The sequence below is a fragment of the Stenotrophomonas sp. LARHCG68 genome (assembly GCF_052871705.1).
Map to the genome: position 1 here is coordinate 133,625 of NZ_JBIXJV010000005.1, position 17,064 is coordinate 150,688.

Here is a 17,064-nt window from a genome sequence, read left to right on the forward strand (position 1 = left end):
CTGCTCAGCAGACCAGCACGAACCGGCCGAGGAAGAGCCCGAAGCCGAGGATCCACAACGCAAGCATCGCCGGGAAGCTGGCCGCGCGCAGCCACCAGCGCATCCCCCGCGGCGCCTGTCGGGTGGCGCGGAACATCAGGATCGGCAGCAGGATGCCGGCGATCACGAACAGCGCGAAGACCATCCAGCCCAGCAGCCAGAAGCCGGTCGATTTCTCGCCGAACTCCGGTGGGCATTGCCGCATTGCCCAAGCCAGCCCCGGCCAGGACAAGCTGATGACCAGCAAGGTGATGGGTAGGCAACGCAGGTGTCGCAACGCCAGGTTCCCGCAAAGTCGTGGTTGGCGAGCATCCTGCCATGGAAATGCCGGCCATGCGTTGCGCCGCCCGGGCACGCAGGCACCCAACCGACGCTGGGCAACCCCGCACGCTGGCGTGATGCGGCGGCGGGCGAGGCGGTCGATCGCCGCCCCGGACACGCCACGGGCCACCGCGCCCGCCTCCCGCCGAACGCGGCGAAACCGGGCACTTCTGCGCCGCCGGCTGATCGCATAGGCTGTGCGTCCGATCATTAGCTTGGGGGTTGTGATGGGGATCAGGAGCACGATGTTCCTGCTGTTGGCCGTGTTGGGAAGCACGGCACCGTTGCCGCTCATGGCACAAACCGTTCCAGTGGAAGCCTTCGCCAAGGCCAGTCCGTTCTCGATGCCGCGGCTCTCGCCCGATGGGCAGTACCTGGCATTCGCCACCGATTTCGGCGAAGGCAACCATGCACTGCAGGTGGTGCGACTGTCGGACATGCACCGCACCGCGGTGCTGCGCCTGCCGCGCTACGAAAGCCCGTACCAGATCATCTGGGTGGGCGACCGTCGCCTGGTGGTCGCCAAGGGTCGTCGGTACGGCTCGCTCGAGAAGCCGATTCCGACCGGCGAGATCATCGCCAGCGACTTCGACGGCGAGAACCAGCGCTACATCTATGGGTACGAACAGCAGAACGCTGCGGCAGGCCTTGACCGTGGCTTCGGTTTCATCGAGGGCATCGGCCAGGGCAACGATGGGCGCTTCTACATGCGCCAGCTCAAGCGCAGTCCCACCAACTCGATGTTGTACCTGGTGGATGCGGGGCTGCGTCCTTCGTTCAAGCTGGTCGCCAGCGTCAACGTGCCGAACCTGGAGTTCGTGATCGATCGCAACGGCGTGGCGCGTTACGCGTGGGGGCGCGATGACCAGGACAACTACCAACTGTTCGCCTCCGGCGATGGACAGCACTGGCAGCCCATCGCGCAGGAACAGGTGGGCGGCGTGTGGACGCCGATTGCCTTCAGCGGCGACAACCAGCGCGTCTATGGGCGCTTCAGTCGTGCCGATGGACCTTCGGCGCTGGTGCTCAGCAACCCGGACGGTGGGCAGCGCGAGGTGCTGGTCGAGGATGGGTTCGGCAGCATCGGGCTGAGCCAGTGGACGCGCACGCCCGCCACGCCGTTCGCGGCCGCGCCGTTGGCCGGGCGTCCGCAGCTCCGGTACTTCGATCCGGGCCGGCCGGAAGCCGAGCTGCACAAGGCCCTGGCCGACCTGCTGCCGCAGCAGCACGTCACCTTCGACGATGTCAGTCGTGACGGCCAGACCGTGCTGGTGCACCTGGCCAGTGACCGTGACCCGGGCAGCTGGTACACCTTCCGGCGCGGCACCAACAAGCTGGAGAAGGTGCTGTCCCCGCGCGAGGGCATTGATCCGACGCAGATGGCCGAACGCCGGCCGGTGCGTTTCAAGGCCAGTGATGGCCTCGAGCTGGAAGCGGTCTTCACCGTGCCGAAGAACGCCCAGGGCCCGTTGCCGACAGTGATCCTGCCGCACGGTGGCCCGCATGGGGTCCGGGACGACTGGTTCTACGACACCGATGCGCAGTTCCTGGCCAACCGAGGCTACCTGGTGGTGCAGGTCAACTACCGCGGCAGCGGCGGACGCGGCCAGGCGTTCGAGGAACGGGGCTACCTGCAATGGGGCACGCGCGTGCAGCAGGACCTGGTTGAGGGGCTGCGCGAAGCGGAGAAGCAGGGCTTGGCCGACACCTCGCGGGTCTGCAGCTATGGCGCCAGCTTCGGTGCTTACTCGGCGATGATGCTGGCCGCGCGCGAGCCGCAGCTGATCCGTTGCGCGGTGGGACTGGCCGGCCTGTACGACCTGAAGATGATGTACAAGAAGGGCGACATCAAGGATAGCGCCTACGGCCGCAATTACCTGGGCCGGGTGATCGGGCGCAGTGACGAGGAACTGGCGGCCAACTCGCCGACCGGCGTGGCCGCGCGCATCACCGTGCCGGTGTTCCTGGCCCACGGCGAGCGCGACGAGCGCACGCCGATCGCCCAGGCCAACGCCATGCGCAGCGCGTTGACCGCGGCGGGCAGGCCGCCGCAGTGGATGGCGGTGGCCGGTGAGGGGCACGGTTTCTACAACGACAACAACAGCATCGCCTTCTACCGTGCGCTGGAGACGTTCCTGCAGGAAAACATCGGCCAGTAGGCGCCGATGGCTGGGCCAGCGGCCGGTGCCGCTGGCCCTACTTCTGCTGCGACAGGTATTCGATCACCGCCTGGCGACGGGCGGGGTCGGAGGTGGCATTGAGCATGCGCGTACCCGGCACCTGCCGGGTCGGGGATTTCAGGAAGGCATCCAGCGTCTGCGCATCCCAGGTGATGTCGCTGGCCTTCATCGCATCGGAATAGTGATAGCCCGGCGCGGTGCCGGCCCTGCGGCCGATCACACCCTGCAGGTTGGGCCCGACGCGGTGGCCCAGGTCGGCGCGGGTGTCATGGCAGCCAGCGCAGATCGCGAAGGCGCGCTCGAGCTGCTGCTGGTGCGGGTCGGCGTTGGCGGTGTGGTTGAAGGCGTCGCGCTGGCCACAGGCGGCCAGCAGCAGGCCGAGGCACGACAACGACAGCGGGCGGAGCATCAACATGGGGTCGTCCAGGGGGCGGCAGGCGCTGCCGCAGGTGCCCCGCCCAGGCCAGGTGCTGCCCGGCACGGCGAAGCCCTGCAGCAGGGGCCGCTTACATCGCCGGGTAGTTCGGGCCGCCGCCACCTTGCGGGGTCACCCACACGATGTTCTGGGTCGGGTCCTTGATGTCGCAGGTCTTGCAGTGCACGCAGTTCTGCGCGTTGATCTGCAGGCGGGTCTGCTCGCCTTCGCCGACGAACTCATACACGCCCGCCGGGCAGTAACGCGCTTCCGGGCCGGCGTAGGTGGCCAGGTTGACCGTCACCGGGATGGACGGGTCCTTCAGCGTCAGATGGCTGGGCTGGTCTTCCTCGTGGTTGGTCGAGGACAGGAACACCGAGCTCAGGCGGTCGAACGTCAATACGTTGTCCGGCTTGGGGTAGTTGATCTTCGGCTGGGTGGCGGCCGGCTCCAGGCACTCGTGGTCGGCCTTGGTGCGGTGGATGGTCCACGGTGCGTTGCGGATGCCCAGCTTGGGCAGCAGCCACTGTTCGATGCCGGTCATCAGCGTGGCCAGGGTGCGGCCCTTCTTGAACCACTGCTTGAAGTTCTTGGACTGCAGCAGCTCGGCCTTCAGCCAGCTGTTCTCGAACGCTTCCGGATACGCGCTCAGTTCATCGCGCGAACGGCCGGCGACCAGCGCGTCGAACGCGGCCTCGGCGGCGAGCATGCCGGTCTTGATCGCGGCGTGGCTGCCCTTGATGCGGCTGACGTTGAGGTAGCCGGCCTCACAGCCGACCAGCGCGCCGCCCGGGAACACGGTCTTGGGCAGCGACAGGATGCCGCCGGCGGTGATCGCGCGTGCGCCGTAGGCGATGCGCTTGCCGCCTTCCAGGTGCTTGCGGATGGCCGGGTGGGTCTTGAAGCGCTGGAACTCCTCGAACGGGCTCAGCCACGGGTTCTTGTAGTCCAGGCCGACCACGTAGCCGATCGACACCTTGCCGCCCTCGGCGTGGTACAGGAACGCGCCACCGTAGGTGTCGTTGTCCAGCGGCCAGCCGGCGGCGTGCACCACCAGGCCCGGCTCGTGCTTGGCCGGGTCGATCTGCCACAGCTCCTTGATGCCGATGCCGTAGGACTGCGGGTCCTTGCCGGCGTCGAGCTTGAACCTGCTGATCAGCTGGCGACCGAGGTGGCCGCGCGAGCCTTCGGCGAAGATCGTGTACTTGGCGTGCAGCTCCATGCCGCGCTCGAAGTTCGGGCCCGGGGTGCCGTCCTTGTGGATGCCCATGTCGCCGGTGGCCACGCCCATTACCGCGCCGTTGTCGTCGTACAGCACCTCGGCGGCGGCGAAGCCCGGGAAGATCGCCACTTCCAGCGCCTCGGCCTGCTGCGCCAGCCAGCGGGTCACTTCGCCCAGGCTGATGATGTAGTTGCCATCGTTGTGGAAGCACTCCGGCAGCAGCGCGTGCGGGGTGGCCTTGGCGCCGGTCTCGTCCAGGAACAGGAACTCATCGCGGGTGACGGCCTGCTTCAGCGGCGCACCGCGCTCGGCCCAGTCCGGGAACAGCTCGTTGAGCGCACGCGGGTCCATGATCGCGCCGGACAGGATGTGCGCGCCCGGCTCGGAGCCCTTCTCCAGCACGCAGACCGACAGCTCCTGGCCCTTCTCCACGGCCAGCTGGCGCAGGCGGATGGCCGTGGCCAGGCCGGCGGGGCCGGCACCGACGATGACGACGTCGAACTCCATCGCTTCGCGCGGCGGCAGGGCGGAAGTGGCTTCAATGTTCATGCAGGGGCTCTTGGGTAAAGGCCGGCGCACGTGGCGACGACGGTTGCCTGGAACCGCCACCTCGACACGAGGCGGCGACGATCTCCGAGGGCGCAGTATTCCAGATCGGCCCGGCGCGGTTGCCCTGCTGGGCGGACCTGCGTTCCAGGTGGCTGATGCGGTGTCGCTGGCCCATCACCCACGCGGGGCGGTGGGCGCGAGCAGGCGACCGGGTCACCTGCGCCGCGTTTCCTCCGCTGGGAACTCGCGGGCATTGACCCTCGGACGCGCATGCTCGGCCTCGGCCCGTGGATTTTCGCCGACGTTGACGCGATCTTCCAATGCCGGTGGCAACGGCGGGACGATCAAGGGGCCGTCGGCGGGCGGGAAAGCGCGCGCAAGGTGTCGTTGCCGCCACGCGCAAACCACGCCAGGCCGGCCTTTGCCACGTTTCGGGCCCGTTACCGGTTTGCCGGCGGGCAGGGATCGGGCGGTCGGCGGGAGCCGGACGAAGGTTGCGTCGGCTCGCCCGGAATGCGCGGGAGGCATTCAGTTGCGCGACGAAGCGGCGCTGGCCGGCAGGCCGACCATACGTTTCCCGTGCATCGGGTATGCGCAAGCGGCGGGCTGTACGCGGGAGAGGATGGCGATGCCCGCGCTCCCCCGACAGGTCCTCAGAAGGCCCGTCCGTCCACGGCGATCCGTTTCACCGTTTCCAGATCAAACCCTTCCAGGCAGCGCAGGTTGATCGCCGCCGTCTCGGTCCCGTCCGGCTGCTTGCCCAGCCCGAACGGCTGGCATCCGCAGGTCGGGCAGAACTGATGTGCAATCACGTGCCGGTTGAACAGGTACGTCGTGAGTGCACCTTCGCCGGCGGTGACCCGCAAGGCCTGCCGCGGCACGAACCACAGCACGAACCCCTTGCGGCTGCAGTGCGAGCAGTTGCACTCGTAGCCTTCGGTCGGCACGCCATCGCACTCGAAGCGCACCGCACCACAATGACAGCTGCCGTTGACCATGGGCCTCTCCACGACGTTGAATGCTGCCCAGCCTAGCGCCTGCCGGCGGGAACGCACGCTGCACAACGCAACTCAGCGCCGGCGCAGCTCCTGGCCATCGACGGTCATCTTCCATACGCCGCCATCCTCATGCGGCGGCGCCGAGACCACGAACCGCGTGGTCAGCGGCCCGACGCCGACCACCAGGTCATCGCCCTCGAAGGACTTGATCGGCGCATCCAGCGACTTGCTGACGTTGGGCGTGGGCTGGTGCTTGTAGCGCACGCGGCCACTCGGCTCGATGACCAGCAAGGTGGTGTCCGATGCCCAGCTACCGACGTAGTCGCGCTTGGCCGCGGGCACCGGCACGCCGCAGGCGGCCAGCATCATCGCCAGCACCGCGGCCAGGAGCATGGGGCGCGCGCTCATTCCCGACGCCCGTTTCATCGCCGGAACTCCGTGCGCTGCTCCAGCTGGTAGATCGCATCCTGCAGGTCTTCCATGCGCGCGCTCAATGCGGCCTGTGCATCGTACAGGCCATGGTTGTAGTAGTACGCGCCGATCTCCTTGCCGATGAAGTCCAGCAGGAACTCAGCGTCAAACTGCCCGATCTTCTGCTGCAGCTCTTCGGAAAAATATCCCTGCAGCTTGCGGACGAGGATGGCTTTCTCGTCCTTGTTGAATTCGATGTTGGCCATGCTGTCGTACACATCAACGGAGATGACCGGAAGTGTACCGGTCCGGCCGCCGGCACCCACTTCCCGGCGGCGCCATTCAACCGCTCGTGAATGAGGCACCACACGACGGAGAGCACCGGCAGCTCGAATCCGTGAGGGACGCGGGGCTGGCATCCGGCCGAGCTGCTGCCCATGCCTGCGTCAGGAGATCGCGAACACGTTGAGTCGATTCGTGAATGACGTACGGCGGTAGAGCACGACGAAGCCAAGGCGGGGCGCGATCACGGGGAAGTACGGCATCCGGTTCTCCGCGGCTAGACGTCGGCAAGCCGGAACAATGGCAGGTAGATGAGCAACAGGGCGACAGGAACGGCAACGAAGGGAGCGACCAACCCCAGCACGCCGGCAATGACCGGGGCATTGGGGCGCGGCCAGCAGCGGCCGATGGCGAGCACGCCCGCCGGCAGCAGCCAGGCCAGGCCGAAGAAGCGCATGAACAGCTGGGAGGTCGCGGGCATCTGCGCGCCGAAGCTGCGGTAGACCGACTCGAACTGCGGCGCGACCGCCAGCCCGATATAGCTCACCACCAGCGCCGCGGAGACGCTGCCGGCCAGGCCGATCAGCAACCACACCCGTCGATTGGGTGCAGGCGGCTGTGGACGGGTCAGTGGCGGGGGAAGGGGGCCGGGCATGTGGGTCTCGCGTCGAGGGCAGGGAGCTGCGTTTTCATCCGCCAGCAAACATCACCACCACCACCGCGAGGCCAGCCAGCAATGGCAGCGAGAACACCAGCAGTTCGGCCAGCCGCCACCCCGGGCGCGGGCGTGGCGCCGCCCGGTACGCCAGCCCGCCCAGCAGCAGTGACGCCAACGACAGCAGTGCCGCCAGCATCAGCCCGAACAGGAACAGCCCCAGCACCGACATGCCGCAGGCCCAGCCTCGTTCGGCTACCTGGGCCGCGGTATCGGCGCGGCTCTGGCTGCCGACCCACAGCGGAATGCCTATCAGCGCAATGGCGGTCAGCAGCCAGGCAAGGCTGCGCTTGAGGAACATACCGCGCGGCGGGCGGGCGGCGGCAGGTGAGGGCGAGACGTCCGTCATCGGGCGACAGCGTGCGCTCACTGGCCCTGCGGCGGTTGCCACAGTTCGACCTTGTTGCCTTCCGGGTCGATCACCCAACCGAACTTCCCATACTCCGAATCCTCGCTGCGCTCGAGCACCTGGCAGCCTTCCTCGCGCAATGCCGCCAACAGGGCATGCAGGTCATGCACCCGGTAGTTGATGACGAACGGTGCGCTGCCGGGGGCGAGCGCCTCACTGCCAGCCGCGTTGATCGACCAGACCGTGGTGCCGGCGAAGGGCTGGCCATCGGTGTCGGTCCAGGTGAATGCAGCGCCGCCCCAGGGCTGCACCTCGATGCCCAGGTGGCGCTGGTACCACGCACGCAGCACGGCGGGGTCGCGCGCCTGGAAGAAGATGCCGCCAATACCGGTCACGCGCTTCATGGGCCGCCTGGGTGCTTCATGGGAAGGGAAAGCAGAGCATGCGCGCGGTGATGGGCGCGTGTCATGCGAATCCGGGTGCGCGCATGACCGCCGGGATGCTGCTGCGATCACTGCGCAGGCGCGTCGCATTCAGTTGCGGGAAGCGGCCGATGATGCGGCTGGCTTCGTCCCAGTGGTCTTCCAGCGATGCATCGTCGATGGGCGCGAATACCGCCGGCGCATCGCCGAAGCGGAACTCGATGCCACGCGCGGGGGCGAACCGGCGCGTGATGATGGTGGGCACCCGGCCATGCCGGAGGTGCCAGACCAGCTCGTCGATCACCGTGTTCCAGGCTTCGTTCTCAAGCTCGTTGATCCATTCCATGCACACCGCCGCCCGAACAGCGCCGTGCCCCGGGGGAGCCGACGTGAGTGAAGGGTCAGGCGAGCCATGGCCAACCACCGAATTCCAAGCCGAAGCCGCCCGGTCTGTGTTGCGCAAAGCGAGCCGATCATGCCACACCCGGTAGTGCCGGGCCACGCTCGGCGCCACACCCCAGGGGGCCATCCCTGCGTCACCGCAGCGGCTCCCCCTTCAGCCAGCACACCACGAGCAACAGCAGGATAATGCCCCCCGTCGCTCCCATGAACGGGCCCGGGGCCCGGGTCGGCGGCACCACGAAGAACAGTGCCGCCAACGAGGCGAAGGTGATGCCGTACGCCAGCCAGCCCTGCCATCTCAGTGGCCATCCCCAGCCATGTTGCTTGGCCTCGAACCAGTACCGTTCATTGCGCATGTCGTTTCCGATCTCCAGGAGTAGGGCGATCAACCGGGGTTGTTACTGCCAAGGGTTGAGGATGGAAGGCATGGGCGACCTTGCGGCTGGGCTTCCCCGGTGGCATCGGTGCCTCGAACCGAGTACGGGTTGGCACTGGAAGGCAGTATGGCAGGGGGGTGGTAACTCACCTCGAAGCGCGCGATGCCATCGCGCGTCCTGACATTCCAGTGTTCGATGCGGAAACCGTTGTTCCCCCACAGGACCGCCTTGGCTTGAAGCACTTCGACCAGGCAGCCCGCGCCGACATACTCCTGCACCTGCGCAAGCGCCTGCGGGTCGACGGCATCTGCCGGCCCTGCGGTGAGCACAAAAGACATCATGACGGCGGGCTGGATACGCATGGCACCTCCGGTGGAATGAGTGACGAGGTCATCATGGGCGCTGATGAAGCCTGGCCGACAAGTGGGCCCGGTCGCGAGCGTGCGGGGTGTGGTGTTTCTGCATCATAACGATAGGGGTGCATGTCCGTAGCTGGCAGGTGAGCAGGTGATCGACCGTTCTTTGTGCCTCCACCGTGCCACGGCAAAGGGCTGTGACCGCGCTGCTCATCCTCTGGGTTCGGGTGTTGGAGGGGGCAGCGCGGTGACCTGGAACAGCCGCTCCTGGAACCGGGTGCCCAGCATCCGGTCCACGGCATCAATGGTGCCCAATGCCTGCTGCACGTCGAAGGTGCCTCCCTGCAGCGCCGCATCTGCCTGATTGTGGAGTGCATAGGCCAGGTGTGCCGCCGCGCGTGCGGCGGGGTCTGGTGCATCGCCGCTGCCGAGGTGATGGCCAAGCAGCAGGCGGATCTCATGGACCGCGAAGGCAAGCAGCTGGATATGCGTCGGTGACATGGGTTCGAGCGTCCTTGTGTTCATCAGGTGGCCGGATGTGCATGCGGGTCAGGTGCCAAACAGGTTTCAAGACGACCGATACGTGAGCGACGAGGGCTCCCGCAGCGACGCTGCATCAGGCCCACTGCTTCAGGAGCGGATACAGGCAATAGGCCAGGAGCGCGAGCATGGGCCCGGTTACCAAGCCGGCAAACAGGGCTCGCAGCGGACGGGGGTGGCGGGAGACCGAGCAGACCAGGCCGGCCACCAGGGCCACGCACAACAGCTGTGGAAGCGCGGCCAACAGCAGGGCGGGATCATTCTGCGAGGTACGGAAATGCCTGCGCTCGGCGGCGCAGAACAACAGGGCAATCGCAAGGAATGCCGCAGGTGAGGAGGCCAGCAGGCTCGACAGCCACAGCCTGCGTCCGGGTGCGGCGGCTGCGGTTGCACGCGGGGAGCGGTACGGGTTCTCGGAGTCGTCCATGCCGGGCTCGTGTCGGTGTGGTGCCAGCCTCAAGACGGATTCGGCGCGGGAGCGCCGACGTTGCAGGCCAGGCAGGTGGATCGTCGCGCACCGCCGGGGCGGGAGTCAGCACCGCCAATCGGGCTCGGAGGAAAGGATCGCTCAGCGATCATCGGCGATTCGCCTGCGCCAGAAGCGCTTCTCGATCGTCCTGACATTCGCCGCACCGGCCAGGGTGGGCAAGTACTCGCCGAGCTGGAAAAGCTCACGGTCCGCAGGGTCGCCGAAAAAGGGCTTGATCCTGACCAGGTTGCCGTAATGCCGGGCGAGCTTCGCCGGCGTGTCATCCACCATCAGGACCTGCTCGAGCCGATGGCCGCGCGGCTTCAGCTTCCCGAGGTTCTTCGTCCACTCATGGTCCTGCTGCTCCGGATTGAAGCGCGGTGTGCAGCGCTCCCTGGCCCACACGAACGCGAGTTCGATCCCCGCCGGGAAGATGTTCGCAACCACTGGTATGGCATAGGGGCGTGTGGAAGAGGTCCATACCGCCAGTGTGAAACAGGCTCCCATGGTGGACAGGAATGCATCCAGCCCCGGTCGCTTGTACACCGCGTACGGCCCGACTTCGAAATCGGGTGTGTGCTCCAGGCCGGCCTCGGTGGCGTGGATGAGTGTTTCATCGAGATCGAGAACCAGCAGCTTCATCGGGCGCACGGGCTCGGCAGTGAGCGATCAGCCTGCATCATCCTTGCCACCGGATGGTGGATGGATGTCCCAGCTGGAGAGGTAGTCGGGGTCATGAACCACCGTGTTCGTCGACCTGAGGGTGTAGGTGCCGGGCTCGGCGGCAGAGTACTGCGCCAGGTCGGGCGGGAGGGCGATTTCGGTGCCGTCGATGCCGTTGGCCAGGACCACGCCTTCGTGCGCGTTGATGCGCAGGACGCTGCCGAAGACCTGCGTCTGGTTGAGGATGTTTCCCTCGCGGTCATGCGAAGTGATGCCGGCCAGAACGATCCTGCCGAGCATCCGGTGAGCCTTGGCCTGGTCAATCCCGTTCATGCCACTGCAGGGTCCATCGTTGGGTTGGAGTGATGCCGCTGGGAGACGGTACCAAAGCCTGCGGCCGGGGAGCGGCCACCCTCGGGTTGAGGAGGCCATCGATGCCGAGGTGGATGCCGGCCCCAGCTATCGGGCGATCTGCGCGTGCCCTCGCTGGTGTCGTTCCGGTTGGATGAATCGTCTCTGCCCACGCTACCAGACCAGTAGCATGCCGTCGGGCCAGTCCCCGGACCAGCCGCACGGGAAATGCCCGGCGCGATACACCTGGAGCAGCTGGAGGAAGAACGTCGGGCGCCCGGAGCAGTCCCGATACGCGTGTTCCATCACGGCGGCCAGGACATCCCAGGAGACGGCGTCCGTGAACGCCTTGCCAAGCCCCTGTTGCTCTGCGAACGGGCGCCAGATCAGATCGCACACCGGCGCATCGATGCGCGACTTCGCAGCGGCGGCGATGTGGTTCCATTGCTGGTACGCATCACGATGACGCGTATGCAGGAACTCCGTCAGCCGGTTCCTGGCCTCGAGGGTGACGTCCTCCCACGCTTGGTCACTGCACAGGCTGAGGGCCTGTGACCAGCCCGAGACCTGCGCGACGGGAAAGGGCAGTGACTGCGGGAGTGGCTGCCCGCAGGACTGGAACCAACGGATGTCTTCGAGTTCCCTTGCGAATGATTCGTCCATGTTTCGAATGGTACGGAGGCGTCTGCGTGGGTCCATACAACGACGTGGCGTTGGTTCGAATGAAGGAATAGGACGCACATTAGCGACGTGGATGGGAATTTGTACCACGTCGACGCCGCGCGCCGGGCAGGTGGCCAAGCGTTGAAAAGGTTGCACGCCGGACAAAATTTCAGCCCTCTGGAGCCTGCTGGGGCGAGTGATCTGCCGGGTTGCCCAAGCCAGACGATCGTGCATGGCCTGAGATCCCTTTCATCCATACGGCTGCTCTGATTGCCAGTTCAGGGGGAGGGGTTGTTGATCTTCAATGAAATCTGGAGCGCGAGAGACTGCCATACAAGGTGGTAACCAAGGTACCTGTCCTATGGCTGACGTTGGTCTCATGAAGGCTGACTGGAACTGCTCTGCCCGGACAACTATCGACTTCCGTTCCGGGACTCGGCGCGTGCCTGTGCTTCTGCCAACGTGGGTACCCCGAGCGCTACGCGATCAGCGTCCGTAACAGCATTCGGATCGACCGGATAGAGGGAAAACTTTCCGGATGCGTCCCGTACGGACTGGGTTCCGTACCATTGGGGTTGCTCGAAACGCAGCATCAGCCTGTCCCAGGATGCAGCCACGAGCCATTTGGCGCGTTTGTGCTCAGGGTCCAGTGTGATGGCGATGGTGGAGAGGGAGTGGGCCAGCCGGATGTCCTCTGCCGAGCTGCCATGCTGCAGGACAATGGCTGCATTGAAGTAGTCCCAGGCAGTCTTGAGCTGGCCTTCCTTGAGTATCTCCAGAACACGATTGCGCCGTTCGCCATCCCGCTGCATGACAGCGCGCCAGTTTTCCGGTGCCGGTGACGATTGTCGATCTGCTTGATCTGCTTCCTTGATCGCGCGCAGTTCGGGGTTGTCCCCTGCAGCGGCAATAGATGGTGACAGGAGCAGCAGTACGAGAAACAGGCAGCGAGTGAAAATGGCAATTCCTTTGCAAATGTTCGGCGACGAAGCAAGCCGATCTGCGAAGCGACATTGGAGGGAATGATTGATAGGTCTCGGTTCAGCGCTCATCGTCATCCATGGTGCTGATCTCGGATGCGCCCGAGCCGCTGACGACCACCGCCCAGCGCTTGCGCTTTTGCTCGTCGTGAAACTCAACCAGAAACAAGCCGTTCTCATGCGAAGAAATCACCAGTGCTTTACACAGTTCCTCCCCCTTCAATGTTGGACCATCCGTCAGAGAATCGAGCCGAGCGCATCCGACGTGCCTTGCGGAGTCTTCGGTGATCCTTTCACAGGCGGCGAGTGAGCTGGCGATTGAAAGGAAGAGAATCCATTTCATGGGAAGGATTGCAGCGCTTGGTCAGCTGTTGAAGTGGCGTCGACCTGACTGATCCGTCAGGCGTCGTCCTCGTCTGGTGGGGTGTAGCCAACGGCGTCCTCCCATTCCGGGCAAACATTGAAGATCACTTCGCAATCGCAGCCCGCGCCGTTCTCCCCAAGCCATTCGAGCGTCGCCTCGACGGGCAGATTGTTCTTCTGCAGGAAGGTACTTGTGAGCGCAAAAGTATGATCACACTCGTAGCCGGTCATGCTCGTACGGTCCAGGTGATCGAAGATGTCCCTGAGGGAAGAGAGAGGGATGGGGGGCGCGTCTGTCATGTGATGTGTCCGATTGCGAGTTGCGAGTTGCCGGAACCATATCCGGCCACGAAGCAGCTTTGGTCCGACTGAACTGCCAAGCCTTGGTCCATGAGAAGCATATTTCAACAAGGCGACAGCACGTGTGATGCCCAGGTACAGAGCCTGCCGGCACCGTGAAGCGGCTCGGCTTGAATGAGCTGTCAGGCCGCTGCCCGTGACAACTACCAAACATGGGCCGAGTCCTCTATGTAAAGCGGGAGGTCATTCTCTGCGCGCCATTGGCTGAGTTGTGTCTGGAGTGCGGTCCAGTACCCTTTCGTCCAGGACGGTGCTTTGACGGGCCATTGATCCTGTGATGGCAGATAAACCGAGACAATTCCCATCGGCATCTCCAGGACGAACGAACCTTCGGAGCAGGAACATAGCAGCTCCTCTTTCCAGCGGGGTTGGAATGTAAAGACTGGATCGCTCATGGGGATGACTATTTTTGTCTAACGCCAGAGTTAAGGCGCGTCGTGGAGCGACGTCGGCTTGGATGAATTTTCAGGCTTGGTGTCCATGCGCCCAGCAGTGGCGACGTAAGAGACGAGAGATAGAGGTACTGTTGTCACCGAGAACACAAGAGAGAATGGATTGGAAGACTTGGAAAGCATGATCGCCAAGGCTATCAAGATGCACGACATGAAAATTGTTGTGAGGGGCCGCCTGAATGAAAACCTGTTCTTCGCCAGCAGGTAAGTAACAACCAGGGTGACCAAATGCATAGGAAGGACGATGGTCATTACAAAAATGACCATCCATCCGGCGAACTCGCCGGTTACGTTGACGTTTGGTGCAATCATGCCGTTTAGAAGCAGGCCTATAAGCACAAATATGGGTACGACAACAGCGCAGATAAGAAATCGCGCTGTTTGATTCATCAGCGGTTGTTTTGACATATCCATGGAAGTCTAACTATGGAATTAAGCCGACCCGCGAAGCGGGTTCGGCTTGAATGAACTGTCAGGCGGCTAAGGACTGCCAACCTGGAAGTCGAAAGGAACCTTTCGTGTACGAGAAGCCGAATCCGCCGAATAGCGCCACTTTGCCACCGCGGATTGTGCGGCGCTAGGCCAAGCTGAGTGGCCAGATGATGAAAGTACCGTGGAGGAACGAACTGAACCGTCCGGATCGATCTGCAGCTCCCGTGTAACTGTGCGACCACGCAGCTCTGCAATACGAGGTGCTTCTGGCGCCGGGCAATAGATGAGCTCTGGGTCTGACGACATGCATGAGTTGTGGGGCGTGGTAGCGCCCGCCGTTGCCAGTAAAAGGAGCAACCAGTGGAAGTTCATAGCCGCCTAACTCCGGAATTAGGCCGACCCGCGAAGCGGGTTCGGCTTGAACGAACTGTTAGGCATTTACCGGAGAGAACTGAGTTCCCCATCTAGCCATGCCAAGAATTCCTGCTCTGAGATTGGATTGGGACAATGGCTCCACTCGTCCAGTGCCGGTCAACCATGGCAGCCCAGTCTCCAGCGATCTGCGCAAGTGCGGGGTGCCCCCTCCAGAACTTTGCTGCTACGGCGAGCTCACTGGCGCGGCCATTGAGCTCCTGGATGGAACACGTCCCCGCCAAGTAGCGCCGACCGGCCTCAAGCATTTGACGGAACTCTCCAATCTCGGTGGTCATCTGCCGATGCCTAATGCCTGAATTAGGCCGTGCCGCGAAGCGGCGTCGGATTGAATGAACTGTTTGGGCACGCTACGACTGACTCACCAGAATTTGTACCACGGCTTTGAAGCGGATGGTTTGCTAGTGGGGTTAAGGTGCGGTGGCACCGTTTTACTGCCCTCAACGAATCCGAAAGCTGCAACATTGAAGCCAACCTCTCCGCCAATAGATGTAACGCATTCTTTGACGATGAAGCCAGTAGCCAAAGCGGCGGCCTCTGCGGCTTGTTGTAGTGACAGGGAATGTCGTGCAGCAATCTGCAAAGCATCTGCCTGTAGTAGGGCTAACGACTGTTGTGTGCTGAGCTTTGGCTCTGCCCCCCGATGCACCGATGCTCCGCCGAGCTTGGTTGAATTGAGCTCAACTTTGTTCTTTGCCAAAAACGCGCCGAGTAGGTTGACCAAATTGGGGCCTTTCTCGTTTGCCTCATTGGAAAGTAAAACTGTACCCGGCTCTTGTGACTCGAGGTCGAAGCCGAATGACCGCAGGAGCAAACTGCCTGAAATGCGAGCTGAAGCAGCAATTGCAGTCTCAGGGTGGATGGCACGCCCGGCACCCAATTGACCGGCAATCAGATCAACGAAGTCCCCAGCAGCTCGATTTTGCTCTTCTGTGATTTGCAAAGAACACTCCTTAGCGGCCTAGCAATGGAATTAAGCCGACTCGCACAGCGAGTTCGGATTGAATAAACTGTTGGGCGTGAGCTACTGCCATGCTAGCGCCTCGGCTTTTTCCGGTCGTCTTGTCAACCGTCACGGTGAATCCCTTGCAGTCAAAAGTCCAATTTTTGCTGCAAGTTGAGTAGTCGAATGACCATGTCGAGTTCGTTGGGTCGGCGATTCCGGATGGGCCAGTGTTGATAGGTTCCCCAAATTCACTCAAGTCATATCCCACTCTAATTGCTTCGGCGTTGGCGATAAGTACGGCGTTATGGCGAGTATCCGGTGAGACGACGCGCTTCTCTGCAGGAGTGTGGGTGACCGTGCAGCCCACGGCAATAAGCATGGTGGACGTGGTGATAGTCAGCAATGCTGCTTTCATGCCTAACGCCTGAACTAAGCCGACCCGCGAAGCGGGTTCGGCTTGAATGAATTGTTAGGGCGTAACCGCCCAGCCATTTGATAGCCGCGCCAAGGGATCCAGTGGCGGCTCTCCCAAAGAATTCAGCCTACGATTGACCTCTTGATAAGTGAAGACGATATGTTCCTTGGCGGCATCGAGCGGGAGTGACTCGCCAGGCTTTAGTGCTTTGGTGCGTAGTGGTAGGTACTCCGCGTAGAACCTTATGCACGGCTGAAGCGATGCTTTGGAAGCAAAGGGTGGCATTACCGCTATCGTGCATAGGCCCAATTGCTCAGAAGCCTCTTTGTCGGACAGGGAAGTTGCAGCCTTCTTTGCAGCCCACTTGATGTAGTGCGCGTAAATCCTCGGGTAGCCGAGCCAGACTAACGCAGAGCATAGTAGGGTTATGCCAACGACCTGAGGAATTTTCACTTTGCCCCTGACGCCTGAATTGAGCCGCGCCGCTAAGCGGCGTCGGCTTGAATGAATTGTTAGGTCCGTACGCGCTGACTGGCAAACCAAGGAAAGCCGTGCTCAAGCGTGACACGAACCAAGTCCTCAAGGCAGCGATCATATGTGCTCCAACTTAGCGCGTCGAATGTGAGGTGAAATGCGTCTCCATCTGAATCGCTAAGCTCGCTGCTTGATGGGCCATTGAGGTGGATGGGATCAAGAAGCTGGCCAGGGTGGCTGGCAAAATGGACGCGAATGCTTAAGGAGTTGTTGAGAGGAGCTCCATAGCTGATCCCGTAGCGATGGAAATGGATGACATCAATCCAGCCATCAGCCGAGCGTATCCAGAACCTAGTTCGGTGCCTAGAGAAGCTGTGTTTCTTCATTTGCTTGGTGAAGTCAGCACAAATGCGGTTGAAGCCATGCCTCACTATCTGCGTCGTTGACCGAGATGTGTCCATACGGCCTAACTCTGAATTTAAGCCG

25 protein-coding genes are annotated in these 17,064 nt (G+C 63.2%); 1 reads left to right on the forward strand and 24 read right to left on the reverse strand.

Going from position 1 to position 17,064, the window contains the following annotated elements; genetic code table 11:
• Nucleotides 1-4 precede the first annotated feature (4 nt).
• Nucleotides 5-655, reverse strand: coding sequence for a hypothetical protein (locus tag ACIPR8_RS16000; protein ID WP_446541651.1), 651 nt, complete (start codon nt 653-655; stop codon nt 5-7).
• Between ACIPR8_RS16000 and ACIPR8_RS16005 the strand changes: the two genes are divergently transcribed.
• On the forward strand, nt 654-2,519 hold the full coding sequence (locus ACIPR8_RS16005) for a prolyl oligopeptidase family serine peptidase (RefSeq protein WP_446541652.1): 1,866 nt from the start codon (nt 654-656) through the stop codon (nt 2,517-2,519). The two genes, ACIPR8_RS16000 and ACIPR8_RS16005, sit on opposite strands and share 2 nt — an antisense overlap.
• A gap of 37 nt (nt 2,520-2,556) precedes the next feature.
• Here ACIPR8_RS16005 and ACIPR8_RS16010 read toward each other — a convergent pair whose 3' ends face one another.
• The 23 genes from ACIPR8_RS16010 to ACIPR8_RS16120 form a co-directional block, all read right to left on the reverse strand.
• Entirely contained in the window at nt 2,557-2,955 is a 399-nt protein-coding gene (locus ACIPR8_RS16010; protein WP_225591934.1) for a c-type cytochrome, read from the reverse strand.
• Between the two features lie 91 nt (nt 2,956-3,046).
• Nucleotides 3,047-4,726 carry an electron transfer flavoprotein-ubiquinone oxidoreductase gene (locus ACIPR8_RS16015; protein WP_446541653.1) on the reverse strand — a complete coding sequence of 560 codons (1,680 nt, stop codon included), beginning with the start codon at nt 4,724-4,726 and terminating at the stop codon, nt 3,047-3,049.
• Between the two features lie 653 nt (nt 4,727-5,379).
• Nucleotides 5,380-5,724 (reverse strand): GFA family protein, encoded by a 345-nt coding sequence (locus ACIPR8_RS16020; protein WP_132862386.1) that lies wholly within the window; start codon nt 5,722-5,724, stop codon nt 5,380-5,382.
• Nucleotides 5,725-5,796: 72 nt separating this feature from the next.
• Entirely contained in the window at nt 5,797-6,132 is a 336-nt protein-coding gene (locus ACIPR8_RS16025) for a hypothetical protein (protein ID WP_446541654.1), read from the reverse strand.
• Nucleotides 6,133-6,146: 14 nt separating this feature from the next.
• Nucleotides 6,147-6,401, reverse strand: coding sequence for a DUF2164 domain-containing protein (locus tag ACIPR8_RS16030; RefSeq protein ID WP_132862387.1), 255 nt, complete (start codon nt 6,399-6,401; stop codon nt 6,147-6,149).
• Between the two features lie 293 nt (nt 6,402-6,694).
• A complete protein-coding gene (locus ACIPR8_RS16035; RefSeq protein ID WP_446541655.1) occupies nt 6,695-7,072 on the reverse strand; it encodes a hypothetical protein in 378 nt (125 codons plus the stop codon).
• 34 nt (nt 7,073-7,106) lie between these two features.
• The gene (locus tag ACIPR8_RS16040) at nt 7,107-7,502 is read right to left on the reverse strand and encodes a hypothetical protein (protein WP_446541656.1); all 396 of its coding nucleotides are present in this window, start codon (nt 7,500-7,502) and stop codon (nt 7,107-7,109) included.
• Nucleotides 7,499-7,885 carry a VOC family protein gene (locus tag ACIPR8_RS16045; protein WP_192288285.1) on the reverse strand — a complete coding sequence of 129 codons (387 nt, stop codon included), beginning with the start codon at nt 7,883-7,885 and terminating at the stop codon, nt 7,499-7,501. Before ACIPR8_RS16045 ends, ACIPR8_RS16040 begins: the two co-directional genes overlap by 4 nt.
• A 61-nt stretch (nt 7,886-7,946) precedes the next feature.
• Nucleotides 7,947-8,249, reverse strand: a complete 303-nt coding sequence (locus ACIPR8_RS16050; protein ID WP_192288284.1) for a hypothetical protein — start codon at nt 8,247-8,249, stop codon at nt 7,947-7,949.
• Between the two features lie 190 nt (nt 8,250-8,439).
• The gene (locus tag ACIPR8_RS16055) at nt 8,440-8,661 is read right to left on the reverse strand and encodes a hypothetical protein (RefSeq protein WP_192288283.1); all 222 of its coding nucleotides are present in this window, start codon (nt 8,659-8,661) and stop codon (nt 8,440-8,442) included.
• A gap of 29 nt (nt 8,662-8,690) precedes the next feature.
• Nucleotides 8,691-9,044, reverse strand: a complete 354-nt coding sequence (locus tag ACIPR8_RS16060) for a hypothetical protein (protein WP_446541657.1) — start codon at nt 9,042-9,044, stop codon at nt 8,691-8,693.
• 204 nt (nt 9,045-9,248) lie between these two features.
• Nucleotides 9,249-9,539 carry a hypothetical protein gene (locus ACIPR8_RS16065; protein WP_446541658.1) on the reverse strand — a complete coding sequence of 97 codons (291 nt, stop codon included), beginning with the start codon at nt 9,537-9,539 and terminating at the stop codon, nt 9,249-9,251.
• Nucleotides 9,540-9,654: 115 nt separating this feature from the next.
• Nucleotides 9,655-10,005 (reverse strand): hypothetical protein, encoded by a 351-nt coding sequence (locus tag ACIPR8_RS16070; RefSeq protein ID WP_446541659.1) that lies wholly within the window; start codon nt 10,003-10,005, stop codon nt 9,655-9,657.
• 141 nt (nt 10,006-10,146) lie between these two features.
• The gene (locus ACIPR8_RS16075) at nt 10,147-10,689 is read right to left on the reverse strand and encodes an NIF family HAD-type phosphatase (protein WP_446541660.1); all 543 of its coding nucleotides are present in this window, start codon (nt 10,687-10,689) and stop codon (nt 10,147-10,149) included.
• A 27-nt stretch (nt 10,690-10,716) separates the two neighbouring features.
• Nucleotides 10,717-11,043, reverse strand: a complete 327-nt coding sequence (locus tag ACIPR8_RS16080) for a hypothetical protein (RefSeq protein ID WP_446541661.1) — start codon at nt 11,041-11,043, stop codon at nt 10,717-10,719.
• A 192-nt stretch (nt 11,044-11,235) separates the two neighbouring features.
• On the reverse strand, nt 11,236-11,724 hold the full coding sequence (locus ACIPR8_RS16085) for a hypothetical protein (RefSeq protein WP_446541662.1): 489 nt from the start codon (nt 11,722-11,724) through the stop codon (nt 11,236-11,238).
• Between the two features lie 413 nt (nt 11,725-12,137).
• Complete coding sequence (locus tag ACIPR8_RS16090; protein ID WP_446541663.1) at nt 12,138-12,776, reverse strand: hypothetical protein; 639 nt, start codon at nt 12,774-12,776, stop codon at nt 12,138-12,140.
• The gene (locus ACIPR8_RS16095; RefSeq protein ID WP_446541664.1) at nt 12,766-13,047 is read right to left on the reverse strand and encodes a hypothetical protein; all 282 of its coding nucleotides are present in this window, start codon (nt 13,045-13,047) and stop codon (nt 12,766-12,768) included. Before ACIPR8_RS16095 ends, ACIPR8_RS16090 begins: the two co-directional genes overlap by 11 nt.
• 56 nt (nt 13,048-13,103) lie before the next feature.
• A complete protein-coding gene (locus ACIPR8_RS16100) occupies nt 13,104-13,367 on the reverse strand; it encodes a DUF2695 domain-containing protein (RefSeq protein WP_225591932.1) in 264 nt (87 codons plus the stop codon).
• A gap of 485 nt (nt 13,368-13,852) precedes the next feature.
• Complete coding sequence (locus ACIPR8_RS16105; RefSeq protein ID WP_446541665.1) at nt 13,853-14,293, reverse strand: hypothetical protein; 441 nt, start codon at nt 14,291-14,293, stop codon at nt 13,853-13,855.
• 66 nt (nt 14,294-14,359) lie between these two features.
• Nucleotides 14,360-14,683, reverse strand: a complete 324-nt coding sequence (locus ACIPR8_RS16110; protein WP_446541666.1) for an energy transducer TonB — start codon at nt 14,681-14,683, stop codon at nt 14,360-14,362.
• A 421-nt stretch (nt 14,684-15,104) separates the two neighbouring features.
• The gene (locus ACIPR8_RS16115; RefSeq protein ID WP_446541667.1) at nt 15,105-15,686 is read right to left on the reverse strand and encodes a hypothetical protein; all 582 of its coding nucleotides are present in this window, start codon (nt 15,684-15,686) and stop codon (nt 15,105-15,107) included.
• Nucleotides 15,687-15,696: 10 nt separating this feature from the next.
• Nucleotides 15,697-16,104 carry a hypothetical protein gene (locus ACIPR8_RS16120; RefSeq protein ID WP_446541668.1) on the reverse strand — a complete coding sequence of 136 codons (408 nt, stop codon included), beginning with the start codon at nt 16,102-16,104 and terminating at the stop codon, nt 15,697-15,699.
• Nucleotides 16,105-17,064 lie beyond the last annotated feature (960 nt).

Excerpts from the sequence above, each read along its gene's own strand:
- ACIPR8_RS16090 (WP_446541663.1), bottom strand. The coding sequence starts at position 12,776 with ATGAGCGCTGAACCGAGACCTATCAATCATTCCCTCCAATGTCGCTTC.
- ACIPR8_RS16095 (WP_446541664.1), bottom strand. The coding sequence starts at position 13,047 with ATGAAATGGATTCTCTTCCTTTCAATCGCCAGCTCACTCGCCGCCTGT.
- ACIPR8_RS16015 (WP_446541653.1), bottom strand. The coding sequence starts at position 4,726 with ATGAACATTGAAGCCACTTCCGCCCTGCCGCCGCGCGAAGCGATGGAG.
- ACIPR8_RS16110 (WP_446541666.1), bottom strand. The coding sequence starts at position 14,683 with ATGAACTTCCACTGGTTGCTCCTTTTACTGGCAACGGCGGGCGCTACC.
- ACIPR8_RS16065 (WP_446541658.1), bottom strand. The coding sequence starts at position 9,539 with ATGTCACCGACGCATATCCAGCTGCTTGCCTTCGCGGTCCATGAGATC.
- ACIPR8_RS16120 (WP_446541668.1), bottom strand. The coding sequence starts at position 16,104 with ATGAAAGCAGCATTGCTGACTATCACCACGTCCACCATGCTTATTGCC.
- ACIPR8_RS16085 (WP_446541662.1), bottom strand. The coding sequence starts at position 11,724 with ATGGACGAATCATTCGCAAGGGAACTCGAAGACATCCGTTGGTTCCAG.
- ACIPR8_RS16000 (WP_446541651.1), bottom strand. The coding sequence starts at position 655 with ATGAGCGGCAACGGTGCCGTGCTTCCCAACACGGCCAACAGCAGGAAC.
- ACIPR8_RS16005 (WP_446541652.1), top strand. The coding sequence starts at position 654 with ATGGCACAAACCGTTCCAGTGGAAGCCTTCGCCAAGGCCAGTCCGTTC.
- ACIPR8_RS16070 (WP_446541659.1), bottom strand. The coding sequence starts at position 10,005 with ATGGACGACTCCGAGAACCCGTACCGCTCCCCGCGTGCAACCGCAGCC.
- ACIPR8_RS16100 (WP_225591932.1), bottom strand. The coding sequence starts at position 13,367 with ATGACAGACGCGCCCCCCATCCCTCTCTCTTCCCTCAGGGACATCTTC.
- ACIPR8_RS16025 (WP_446541654.1), bottom strand. The coding sequence starts at position 6,132 with ATGAGCGCGCGCCCCATGCTCCTGGCCGCGGTGCTGGCGATGATGCTG.
- ACIPR8_RS16080 (WP_446541661.1), bottom strand. The coding sequence starts at position 11,043 with ATGAACGGGATTGACCAGGCCAAGGCTCACCGGATGCTCGGCAGGATC.
- ACIPR8_RS16055 (WP_192288283.1), bottom strand. The coding sequence starts at position 8,661 with ATGCGCAATGAACGGTACTGGTTCGAGGCCAAGCAACATGGCTGGGGA.
- ACIPR8_RS16045 (WP_192288285.1), bottom strand. The coding sequence starts at position 7,885 with ATGAAGCGCGTGACCGGTATTGGCGGCATCTTCTTCCAGGCGCGCGAC.
- ACIPR8_RS16105 (WP_446541665.1), bottom strand. The coding sequence starts at position 14,293 with ATGGATATGTCAAAACAACCGCTGATGAATCAAACAGCGCGATTTCTT.
- ACIPR8_RS16035 (WP_446541655.1), bottom strand. The coding sequence starts at position 7,072 with ATGCCCGGCCCCCTTCCCCCGCCACTGACCCGTCCACAGCCGCCTGCA.
- ACIPR8_RS16030 (WP_132862387.1), bottom strand. The coding sequence starts at position 6,401 with ATGGCCAACATCGAATTCAACAAGGACGAGAAAGCCATCCTCGTCCGC.
- ACIPR8_RS16010 (WP_225591934.1), bottom strand. The coding sequence starts at position 2,955 with ATGTTGATGCTCCGCCCGCTGTCGTTGTCGTGCCTCGGCCTGCTGCTG.
- ACIPR8_RS16075 (WP_446541660.1), bottom strand. The coding sequence starts at position 10,689 with ATGAAGCTGCTGGTTCTCGATCTCGATGAAACACTCATCCACGCCACC.
- ACIPR8_RS16020 (WP_132862386.1), bottom strand. The coding sequence starts at position 5,724 with ATGGTCAACGGCAGCTGTCATTGTGGTGCGGTGCGCTTCGAGTGCGAT.
- ACIPR8_RS16060 (WP_446541657.1), bottom strand. The coding sequence starts at position 9,044 with ATGCGTATCCAGCCCGCCGTCATGATGTCTTTTGTGCTCACCGCAGGG.
- ACIPR8_RS16050 (WP_192288284.1), bottom strand. The coding sequence starts at position 8,249 with ATGGAATGGATCAACGAGCTTGAGAACGAAGCCTGGAACACGGTGATC.